Source organism: Thermodesulfobacteriota bacterium (genome assembly GCA_039028315.1).
Lineage (GTDB): Bacteria > Desulfobacterota_D > UBA1144 > Nemesobacterales > UBA2774 > CR02bin9.
Genome location: JBCCIH010000076.1, coordinates 1 through 10,257, shown reverse-complemented (window position 1 = coordinate 10,257; position 10,257 = coordinate 1). Strand labels below are relative to the sequence as shown.

Here is a 10,257-nt window from a genome sequence, read left to right as displayed (position 1 = left end):
TACTTGCCCCTGTTGCAAGTATATTCATCCATGGTTTTGTAGTTTCTACTATCCAATCATATCTACATATAGTCTGATCGTCTTTTTCTGACAGTCTCCATATTCCCTTTCCATCAAGTTCTCCTTCAGATATTCCTTCAAGATATGTCATCGGTTCTACTTTTATAGTTTCAATTTCAAATATTAGTTTGTATGGAAGTTTAGTCTGCCAAGTGTAGCGCCTGATGCTTCCGATACCAAGATCGTCACCTTTTTGAAGTTCTTCTACTTTCTGCACCCCTTTCCACCAATCTGGCCAATACTCAGTGTAGTAGATCTCATTCCAAACTTTCTCAAGTGGTGCATCAACTCTCCAGATTGTAACAAATTCATAACAAGCCATTTTCAATGATCCATCATTTCTTCGACTACATCTACCATAGCTTGGATAAATTTCGGGTCATCATTTACTGTTTTCGCTCTGAGCAGCCTAACACCTGCTTCTTCTGATGCTTCCTGGGCCTCTACTCCAATATCAAAAAGAACTTCAATATGATCGCATATAAATCCTATTGGCTGGGCGATAACATTTTTCACACCGTCTTTTGCAATATCTTCAATAACATCACACACGTCCGGCTCAAGCCAAGGGTCTGTCGGTCTTCCGCTTCTGCTTTGGTACACAAGTCTCCAATTCTCATAGTTTAAGTTCTCAGCTATCAATCTTGCAGTGGTCTCAAGCTGCTGCACATATGGCGAAGCCTCGGCCATTGGAACGGGAATGCTATGCGCTGTGAAAAGGATCATAGTCTCTGGATACTCAGCAGTAGGTATTTCATTAAGACAGTCCTTCACTCTGTCAGCATTGTCTTCGATAAAAAGTGGATGATCGAAAAGGGGAGGGGAATATGCAAACTCCATCTGTATTCCAAGTTCCTTGAGCGCCTCCTGTATATCTCTTTGATACCTCTCCCAGCTAGCGTCTGATTGGTGGGCCGCCATGATCATGCCAATTACCTTTCTATGACCTTTGTCATACATTTCTTTTATTGTGTCAGGAATAAAAGGATGCCAGTTTCTCATTCCTACATAAACAGGAAGCTCATATCCATTTTCAGAAAGCTTATTCTGTACACCTGCCGCTTGTTTATATGTGTATTCGTTAAGAGGTGATTTTCCGCCGAAAAGCTCATAATGATGAGCTACTTCTTCAAGCCTGTCCGGTGGTATAGGCCTTCCTTTTGCAACGTTCATAAGAAAAGGGCGTATATCCTCAATCTTCTCAGGTGCCCCGTATCCTATCATGAGTATGGCATCGAACTTCTTAGACATTAACTTCTCCTGAACATTATTTTTGCGAGTATTCGTGAACGAAATCTATTAGTGCCATAACGTTATCGACCGGAGTTTTCGGTAGTATCCCGTGACCCAAGTTAAATATGTGTCCCGGTCTGCCTTTAGCTTTATCCATTATACTTTTCGCACGTTTTCTTATCTCTGAGTGGTTAGCGAAGAGTGAAACCGGATCTAAATTCCCTTGTATAGCAACATCATATCCTACTTGCCGCCAAGCCTTTGCTAAATCTACTCTCCAATCAAAACCTATGACTTGGCTTCCGGATTCCTTTATTAGATCAAGCAGTGCTCCGGTACCGGTGCCAAAATGAATAACAGGTGTATCTTTATCTACCTTAGATATGAGTTTCTTCATATGCGGCAAGACAAATTCTTTATAGTCATCTCTTGAAAGACACCCGACCCAGCTATCAAATAATTGGACTACATCCGCGCCTGATTTAATTTGATTTTTTAAATAGATTGCCGTGGCATTAGAGAGCTTATCCATCATGATATGCCATGCTGAGGGGTCTTTATACATGAGGCCTTTTGTATTTTCATAATTTCTGGATCCGCCGCCCTCAATCATATATGAAGCCACTGTAAATGGCGCACCGGCAAACCCAATTAGTGCTATATTTGGATCCAGCGCCTTTCTGGTTAGCTTGAGCGCATCGTAGACATAACTTAAAGACTCAGGGTCAAATTCTTTAATGCGGTCTACTGCTTTTCCTGAGCGCACAGGTCTTTTTATCCTTGGCCCTTCTCCTTTTGAGAATTGAAGCCCTACTCCAAGTGGCTCTACAATAAGAAGTATGTCAGCAAAAATGATCGCAGCATCAACATTTAGCTTTTCAGCGGCGCTTAGGGTTACTTCGGCTGCAAGCTCCGGGGTTTTACAAAGCTCAAGAAATGATACTTCAGCCCTGATATCTCTGTATTCCCTCATGTATCTTCCTGCTTGGCGCATTAGCCAAACAGGTGTGTAATCAGTCTTTTCCAACCTACAAGCTTTCATAAAAACAGAGTTGTATGTAATTTCTTTTCTCTTCTTATCAGATCCTTTACTCCAGATCATATCCGGCTGCCGCCAGGAGTTTGTATCGACTCCGTTTTTAAGAGCCATACGTTTTTTCTTAACTAGAGATGGGCCCACTCTGGCTACCTCTCTTATTAAATTGCCCATTTTGGGGCTATCAGGTTCATAGTCTGCAGGAAGTCCGAATCGGTGAAGGGTTTCCGTTGTAGTCGGACCAATTGACCCTATAACTGTCTTTTTTAGGCCCTCAGTGAGCTTTCTTTTTGATCCGCTTTTTGCAGCTACTTCAAACAGATGATAGATCTGCTGAGAGCTAGTAAATAAGGATATATCTTCTTTTCCTGCCTCAATAGAATTGATTGCATTTTTTAAGGGACCTATATCTACTGGTAGATCCCATTTATATATAGGCACTCTGGTTACTTTTGCCCCTTTTTTCCTAAGAGCGCTAATAAATTCTTTATTTGATATTCCGTACTCTTGAACTGCAACTTTTTTTCCTTTGAGGCTAGCATCATTATCCAGAGTTATAAGAATGTCTCTCCAAGTGTTTGGCTCTGGCACAGTGATATTGGGTTTTAATTTATAATCTCTAAGCGCAGCTACCGGCTTAGGGCCCCTGGCGACAATTGTAGTTTTCTTAAGTGCTTTTAGAAAATCTTTTTTATCATATTTAGTAGATACGGCAGCTACAAGTGCCCTAGTCCCAACACCAGTCATGAGAACTACCATATCGAACTTGTCAGCTAGTAAATCTTTGGCAAATCGAAGGGCTTCTTTTGACTCTGATAGCGGAACTTCGCGCATAGAAGGAGCAACTCTAGGCTCGCCTCCGTGATAGCGAATGAGTTTTTCTATTTCCGCCGCCCTTCGGCTCTCAAATGCTGTAACATTTAGTCCTTCAAAACTGTAGTGGCTTTTCATGGTTTCTTGATTCTATTGGGATTATATCTGAGTTTAGCATAGCCGGGAACAGGGTCAATTTATTAATATATATTGCTATATTCTTGATATTATCCCCCTTATTTCTTATAATCCCTGTTTATTAAATTTTGTTTGGAGAGTTAAATGAGCCAAAAAGTAGAATTCTACTATGATTTTAGTAGTCCTTATACATATGTAGCCTCGATTAGGATCGAGAAAATATCTGAAGACACGGGGGTTGAGCTTGAGTGGAAGCCATTTTTATTGGGCGGCGTGTTCAATGAAATAGGATCAACACCAGCAATTGATATAGCAAATAAAATTGGCTACCTAAGGCAGGATGTAGAAAGAGTAGTTAAATACTATGATGTGGATTTTAATTATCCTGACCTATTTCCTCTAAACAGCGTAAGGTCAATGAGAGGCGCCTTTGCCGCGGCCGAGCAAGGCAAGCTGGTTGAATATAATCATGCGATGTTCAGAGCCTATTGGGTAGATGGAGCAGATCTTAGCAAGCCGGAAATTTTGGCCGAGGCTGTAAAGGTTGTTGATATAGACCCAGAGTGGTTCATAAACAGAATAAACGATCAGGATATTAAAGATATGCTAAGAGATGAAACCAATACGGCGATACAAAAAGGAGTATTCGGAGCACCAACCATGTTTGTCGATGATAAAATGTATTGGGGTAATGACAGACTTGAGTATTTGGAGAGATACCTAAACGGAGAAGGTGATTAATGCACAGTTCATTCACTTATAAAGATGGCGAATTCTACATTGGCAATGTTAGTGTAACTTCTATTGCGGAGTCAGTTGGAACTCCATGTTATATATACAACTACGAATATTTACAAGACAGCTTTACAGCTTATAAAGAAGCTTTTTCAGAGATGGATACGCTTATTTGCTACTCTGTCAAAGCTAACTCTAACCTTGCAATTCTAAAAGCTTTTTCAGATCTTGGATCTGGATATGACATTGTATCCGGTGGTGAGCTCTTAAGAGTCAAAAGGGCAGGGGGAGATCCTGGAAAAGTGGTTTTCTCTGGTGTTGGTAAAACCAGAGAGGAGATGAAAGCAGCTATAGAGGCAGGAATATTATTTTTTAATGTGGAATCTGAAGAGGAGCTTCATGTTCTAAACTCGGTCGGTCAAGAAATGGGTAAAAAAGCTCCGGTAGCTCTTAGAGTTAATCCTGATATCGACCCAAAAACGCACCCTTATATTTCGACTGGTTTTAAAAAGAGTAAATTTGGAATTGAGATTGGTAGAGCTTTTGAAGTATATAAACAAGCCCAACAAATGGACGGCGTGGATGTAATTGCGATTGATGCCCATATTGGATCACAGATTTTTGATCTTACACCATTTACAGATTCAGTTAAAAAACTTATTGCTCTAGCAGATGATTTAGTAGCAGAAGGGATCAATATTCAATACATAGATATCGGGGGAGGGCTAGGAATAAGCTATAAGTTAGATGATAAGCCGCCTCATCCAAAAATGTACGCTGAGATAATCATGAAAGAATTTTCTGGCAAACCATATAAATTAGTACTTGAGCCCGGAAGATCGCTTATGGGCAATGCAGGGATGCTCATTACTAAAGTTTTATACCTTAAAGAGGGAACAGCCAAGAAATTTGTCATAGTTGATGCAGCTATGAATGATCTAATAAGGCCTGCTTTCTATGAGTCGTATCACGAAATACTGCCAGTGGTTAAATCATCAGACCAAAAAGAGGTAGTAGATATAGTTGGTCCAATATGTGAGTCTGGGGACTTTTTAGCTCAAGACCGCGAGCTGCCAAAAGTGGTGAGCGGCGATATGCTTGCAGTCCTTAGCGCAGGAGCATATGGGTTTGTGATGTCTTCAAACTATAATACTCGACCTAGGGTTCCCGAAGTTTTGGTTAAAGGGGATAAGTTCTCTGTGATCAGAAAAAGAGAGACTTACGATGAACTCCTAAGCTCGGAAGTTATTCCTGATTCTCTTTAGGTGCACCAATACTGTCAGAACCAGGTTCTTTTGTAATCACTGCAAATTTAATTTGATGAAAATACGGTTTTAGAAGCTTGCCGGAGCATCGACAAGTTTCTCAGCCTCTTCTATTATTTCCCCTAATCTCTCTTTGAAGAGTGTAATTCCGCCAAGGGGTATAACAATACAGGACCTGCCGCCGCTTAGTTCTGTAATCCTTAAATATTTGCCTTTATGGTTTTCTTTGACATCAAAAAAGAATCTCTTAGATTCAATATCAACATGCTTGCTTGCGTGTTCTTTCTCCGATCTCTCTGCTCTTTCCATCTTCTTCTCGTCCTCCGCCTCATTCCCTATCTAGTTGGAATGTAATTTGTGGTTAAAATCGTATGGGTCGAAATAATAACTCCATGAATTATAAAAATCAAGACGAGAATTTTAATTTAGATTATGTATAATTGGGAAGCCAAGTCTATAGCAAATCAGAGCTCAAATATGGCTAGAATAAAGATACACCCACCTAGAAAGTTTGATTTTTCAACTGATATCAGTCTTCGGATAAGCGATATAAATTACGGCGGCCACCTCGGGCATGACTCCATTTTATCACTCGCTCACGAAGCTAGAGTGAGGCTTTTTGCCAAATATGGATTTACAGAGCTTGACGCATTTGGACCCTCAATCATACTGTCGGATGTAGCAATCTACTATAAATCAGAAGGGTTTTATGGGGATGTTGTAACTGTGGAAATTGCCGTATGCGACTATCTTAAGTACGGCTGTGATTTAGTATATAGGTTGACCAATAAAGAATCCGGCAAGGTTGTTGCGGTACTTAAAACAGGGATTGTTTTTATCTACTACGATAAACACGAAGTTGCCACGGTCCCAGAAGAATTTAAAGCACTGTTTAAAGAGCGGAAATATAGTGTTGAGCTTATTAGTAATTCTTAAATTTTCTCAAGAATCATGGCAATGCCCATACCGCCGCCGATGCATAGCGTTGCAAGACCCAAATTAGCATCATCTCTTTTCTGCATTTCATGAAGTAGTGTTACGACCAGTCTAGTGCCCGAAGCTCCAACCGGGTGGCCTAGAGCAATCGCGCCGCCGTTAACATTAAATTTCTCAGCCGGCATTGGTATATCTCTTAGCACTGCAAGTGATTGAGCAGCAAAGGCTTCGTTTAACTCAAAAAGATCGATATCTTCTAGTGAAAGCCCAGCCTTATCTAATGCTTTTTGAATAGCAGGGACAGGCCCGATGCCCATGATCGATGGATCGACTCCTGCAACTGCATAGGAAATTATAGAAGCCAAGGGCTTTAATCCAAGCTCCTTTGCTTTTTCATCTGAGCTCACTAATACTGCTGCTGCGCCGTCATTTATGCCCGATGCATTTCCAGCTGTAACTGTGCCGTCTTTTTTGAAAGCAGGTTTTAGTTTAGCCAAGACCTCAAGCGTGGTATCGCTCCTCGGGTGTTCATCAACCTTAAAATCCAGCGGCTCGCCCTTTCTCTGCGGAATAGAAACAGGAACAATCTCATCATCAAAACGCCCGCTCTCCATAGCAGCTTTTGTCTTTATCTGGCTGTTATATGCAAACTCGTCCTGCTCCTCTCTTGAGATATCATATTTTTCAACTAAGTTCTCAGCTGTGATCGCCATATGATAGTCATTGAAGACATCCATCAGCCCATCACAAAGCATGCCGTCAACCATACCGTCTTTTGGAACACTTAATCTGTATCCATATCTGGCGTTCGTAAGGTAATAAGGGGCTTGGCTCATGTTCTCAACACCGCCTGCAATTATAGCCTCAGAATCGCCCGCTTTAATTGCCTGGGCAGCAATAGCGATAGTTTGCACACCAGAGCCGCAAGCCCTGTTGATTGTGTAAGCAGGAGTTTCAATGGGAAGACCTGCTCCTATTGCTACTTGTCTTGAAATATTCATTCCCTGTCCTGCAGAGAGAATATTCCCCATAATGCAGTCGTCTATATTTTTGGGATCAACTCCGGTGCGGTTAAGTATTTCCTTTACAACTGTGGATCCTAACTCTCCAGTTGAAGTATCTTTTAATGCTCCACCAAATGATCCTACTGCGGTTCTTAACGGCTCACTAATCACTATTTTTTTCATTGAATTAGCTCCTGGGGGTTTTCGAGTGGTCATCAAGCAGTTATTCTTGCATATTACCCTACAAACATTGTATATCAAGTTCACACAATTGGGGATATTTATATTAGGAGCGTAGTAAATATTGGCTAAGACAAAGGTTGGAATTATTTTCGGGGGACGGTCTGTAGAACATGAGGTATCCCTGCTTTCTGCTAAATCGGTTATTAAAAACACTGATAAAGACAAGTATGAAATTTATCCAATTTTTATAGATAAAAATGGTCTTTGGCATAGTGTTTCGATCGAGCAGTGGCTTGAGGATGGAGATCTGATCGTGAAGACAGAATCTTTTCTAACTCCCTCTCTGAATTATGAAAATCCGCTTTTTTTTGAAATTAAGGACTCTCAGGTAATAGACGAAGTTAAATTAGATGCAGTATTCCCAGTTCTTCACGGAACTTACGGAGAAGACGGCACAATTCAAGGCATGCTCGAGATGATGGGTGTACCTTTTGTGGGAGCATCAGTTTTAGGATCTTCAGTCGGTATGGATAAGATTGTAATGAAAGCAGTCTTGAAAGAAGCAAACCTTCCGGTAGTTCCTTATTTTGGGTTTTACAGCCATGACTGGATGTCTGACAATAAATCTATAATTGAGAGAACCAAAGACATAATAGGATTTCCCTGCTTCGTAAAATCTGCCGATCTTGGTTCAAGTGTAGGTGTTTATAAGGTTGAAAGCGAGTCAGGACTTAATTCTGCAATAGGTGATTCTTGCAAATATTCAAACAGAATCTTAATAGAAAAGGCAGTAGGCAATCCAAGAGAGATTGAAATTAGCGTTCTTGGACATGAAACTCCTCAAGCTTCACTACCTGGCGAGATTGTTCCCCATAGAGATTTTTATGACTATACTGCAAAATATTTAGAAGAGGGGACTGGGCTTATAGCTCCCGCGGAGTTAGATGAAGAGCTCACCAACAGGCTAAAGGAACTCGCAGTCAAAGCATTCGTCGCTCTTGATTGCAGCGGCATGGGCAGAGTCGACTTTCTTTTAAACGGCAGTACCCAAGAACTATATATAGGTGAAATTAATACTATCCCTGGTTTCACCCAAATCAGTATGTATCCAAAACTTTGGGAAATATCAGGTGTAGGCTACACTGAGTTAATCAGTAGACTTTTTGACTTAGCGATACACAGGAAAAATGAACAGTTAAAGCTGACAACAGATATTAAATCAAAGTGATAAACTATGAGTAATCCGAGCCCGCAGCGTCTTAAAAAGAGTTTGAAATTACTAGACGTATACGCTTTAGCTACCGGCACTACTCTAAGTGCGGGATTATTTCTATTGCCCGGTATAGCTGCGATTAATGCAGGTTCAGCCATAACACTTTCATATTTAATTGCAGTACTTCCCTTGATACCTGCTACTTTTTGTATAGTTGAGCTAACCACTGCTATGCCAAAAGCAGGTGGGGTCTACTATTTTCTAGATCGTTCAATGGGGCCTCTGCTAGGTACGATCGGAGGTATTGGAACATGGCTTGCGATGGTGCTTAAAGTAGCATTTGCGCTTATCGGTATAGGAGTGTATTTGGGCTTATTTATCCCTGAGCTTCCAATCGTAAGTGTTGCAATAGGTATCGCTATAGCACTGGGAATATTGAATATTTTAGGTGCAGATACTAGTGGAAAACTCCAGATTGTACTTGTGTTCCTTGTTATTTTAGCGCTAGCTGTTCTAATTGGCAGCGCTGTACCTGAGCTAAATTTTTCTCATTTCAATAACTATTTAGAGCCTGGTTCCGGCGCAATTATCTCAACCGCTGCTTTGGTTTATATAAGCTACAGCGGTATTACAAAAGTTACTAGTCTTTCAGAAGAAGTGGAAAACCCTGAGAGAAACTTACCGCTCGGCATTTTCCTTGCTCTGGGAACTGCAATACTTATCTATGGTATAGGGACTGCGGTGATGGTTGGAATCGTTCCTATGGAAAAACTCGCCGGAGACCTCTCGCCCGTAGCAACAGTTGCAGAAACATTGTTCGGTAGAGTAGGGGTAATAGTTATATCTATTGCAGCACTTTTTGCATTTATATCAGTCGCAAATGCAGGAACTATGAGCGCATCTCGTTATCCTTTGGCTATGAGCAGAGATTTTATGATGCCCAGCTTCCTGCAGAGACTAGGGAAAAATGGTACGCCCCTTAACGCCATCGTATTTACCGTTGCTACCACAGTTGTAATACTCTTAGTTCTTGATACAACAGGGATTGTAAAGATTGCAAGCGCATTTCAGCTATTAATGTTTATGCTTGTCTGTGTGGCTGTAATAGTTATGAGGGAGAGCAAAATAGACTCCTACGATCCTAGCTATCTCTCTCCTTTTTATCCTTGGATGCCTATTTTCGGTATATTCTCAAGCCTTTGGCTTTTTAGCAATATGAGCGCATGGACAAAGGTATTAACAATGGGATTTCTTGTAATAGGGGTTCTTTGGTACAGGTACTATGTAAGAAATAAAGTAGGTAGAAGCGGAGCAATCTACCATATATTTGAGAAACTTGGACAGTCAAGATATGAGGGCTTAGATAGAGAGCTAAGGGGCATATTAAAGGAAAAAGAGCTTAGAAAGGATGACCCCTTTGACCAGTTAGTAGCCAGAAGCCAAGTCATAGATCTAGCTAAAGGTATTGAGTTTGAGGATATTGTAGAGAGAGTGAGCACACTGTTCTCTCAATTTGTTCCAGAATCATATGACAATTTATACAGACAGTTCTTTGAAGGCACCGTGCTTGGAGTCACACCTGTAGCCCATGGGGCCGCGCTTCCGCACTCAAGGGTAGAGGGACTTAATCAGATGGAAATG

The 10,257-nt window shown here is 41.0% G+C and carries 10 protein-coding genes; 5 read left to right on the top strand and 5 right to left on the bottom strand.

All coding sequences use genetic code 11. From position 1 onward, the window contains the following. The 3 genes from AAF462_06175 to hemE all read right to left on the bottom strand — a co-directional run. On the bottom strand, positions 1–382 hold a 382-nt coding region (locus AAF462_06175), incomplete at its 3' end, for an SRPBCC family protein (protein ID MEM7008708.1). A gap of 2 nt (positions 383–384) precedes the next feature. Beyond that, positions 385–1,311 carry a ferrochelatase gene (gene hemH / locus AAF462_06170; protein ID MEM7008707.1) on the bottom strand — a complete coding sequence of 309 codons (927 nt, stop codon included), beginning with the start codon at positions 1,309–1,311 and terminating at the stop codon, positions 385–387. Between the two features lie 16 nt (positions 1,312–1,327). Further along, on the bottom strand, positions 1,328–3,280 hold the full coding sequence (gene hemE / locus AAF462_06165) for a uroporphyrinogen decarboxylase (GenBank protein MEM7008706.1): 1,953 nt from the start codon (positions 3,278–3,280) through the stop codon (positions 1,328–1,330). 144 nt (positions 3,281–3,424) lie between these two features. On the opposite strand from hemE, the gene AAF462_06160 reads away from it, so the two are divergent. Beyond that, positions 3,425–4,021, top strand: a complete 597-nt coding sequence (locus AAF462_06160) for a 2-hydroxychromene-2-carboxylate isomerase (protein ID MEM7008705.1) — start codon at positions 3,425–3,427, stop codon at positions 4,019–4,021. Continuing rightward, positions 4,021–5,280, top strand: coding sequence for a diaminopimelate decarboxylase (gene lysA / locus AAF462_06155; protein ID MEM7008704.1), 1,260 nt, complete (start codon positions 4,021–4,023; stop codon positions 5,278–5,280). The genes AAF462_06160 and lysA overlap by 1 nt, the downstream gene beginning before the upstream one ends. A 69-nt stretch (positions 5,281–5,349) precedes the next feature. On the opposite strand, the gene AAF462_06150 is transcribed toward lysA, so the two are convergent. Continuing rightward, positions 5,350–5,589 carry a PUR family DNA/RNA-binding protein gene (locus tag AAF462_06150; protein MEM7008703.1) on the bottom strand — a complete coding sequence of 80 codons (240 nt, stop codon included), beginning with the start codon at positions 5,587–5,589 and terminating at the stop codon, positions 5,350–5,352. 168 nt (positions 5,590–5,757) lie between these two features. On the opposite strand from AAF462_06150, the gene AAF462_06145 reads away from it, so the two are divergent. After that, complete coding sequence (locus AAF462_06145; protein ID MEM7008702.1) at positions 5,758–6,216, top strand: thioesterase family protein; 459 nt, start codon at positions 5,758–5,760, stop codon at positions 6,214–6,216. Here the strand turns inward: AAF462_06145 and AAF462_06140 are convergent. Further along, positions 6,213–7,403 (bottom strand): acetyl-CoA C-acetyltransferase, encoded by a 1,191-nt coding sequence (locus AAF462_06140; protein MEM7008701.1) that lies wholly within the window; start codon positions 7,401–7,403, stop codon positions 6,213–6,215. The two genes, AAF462_06145 and AAF462_06140, sit on opposite strands and share 4 nt — an antisense overlap. 121 nt (positions 7,404–7,524) lie before the next feature. On the opposite strand from AAF462_06140, the gene AAF462_06135 reads away from it, so the two are divergent. Both AAF462_06135 and AAF462_06130 read left to right on the top strand, forming a co-directional pair. Then, complete coding sequence (locus tag AAF462_06135; protein ID MEM7008700.1) at positions 7,525–8,631, top strand: D-alanine--D-alanine ligase family protein; 1,107 nt, start codon at positions 7,525–7,527, stop codon at positions 8,629–8,631. Positions 8,632–8,637: 6 nt separating this feature from the next. Beyond that, a partial coding sequence (locus tag AAF462_06130; GenBank protein MEM7008699.1) for an APC family permease occupies positions 8,638–10,257 on the top strand: 1,620 nt, incomplete at its 3' end.

What these genes read in the sequence shown, in the direction of transcription:
- lysA (MEM7008704.1), top strand. Translation starts at nt 4,021, where the DNA reads ATGCACAGTTCATTCACTTATAAAGATGGCGAATTCTACATTGGCAAT.
- AAF462_06160 (MEM7008705.1), top strand. Translation starts at nt 3,425, where the DNA reads ATGAGCCAAAAAGTAGAATTCTACTATGATTTTAGTAGTCCTTATACA.
- AAF462_06145 (MEM7008702.1), top strand. Translation starts at nt 5,758, where the DNA reads ATGGCTAGAATAAAGATACACCCACCTAGAAAGTTTGATTTTTCAACT.
- hemH (MEM7008707.1), bottom strand. Translation starts at nt 1,311, where the DNA reads ATGTCTAAGAAGTTCGATGCCATACTCATGATAGGATACGGGGCACCT.
- hemE (MEM7008706.1), bottom strand. Translation starts at nt 3,280, where the DNA reads ATGAAAAGCCACTACAGTTTTGAAGGACTAAATGTTACAGCATTTGAG.
- AAF462_06140 (MEM7008701.1), bottom strand. Translation starts at nt 7,403, where the DNA reads ATGAAAAAAATAGTGATTAGTGAGCCGTTAAGAACCGCAGTAGGATCA.
- AAF462_06150 (MEM7008703.1), bottom strand. Translation starts at nt 5,589, where the DNA reads ATGGAAAGAGCAGAGAGATCGGAGAAAGAACACGCAAGCAAGCATGTT.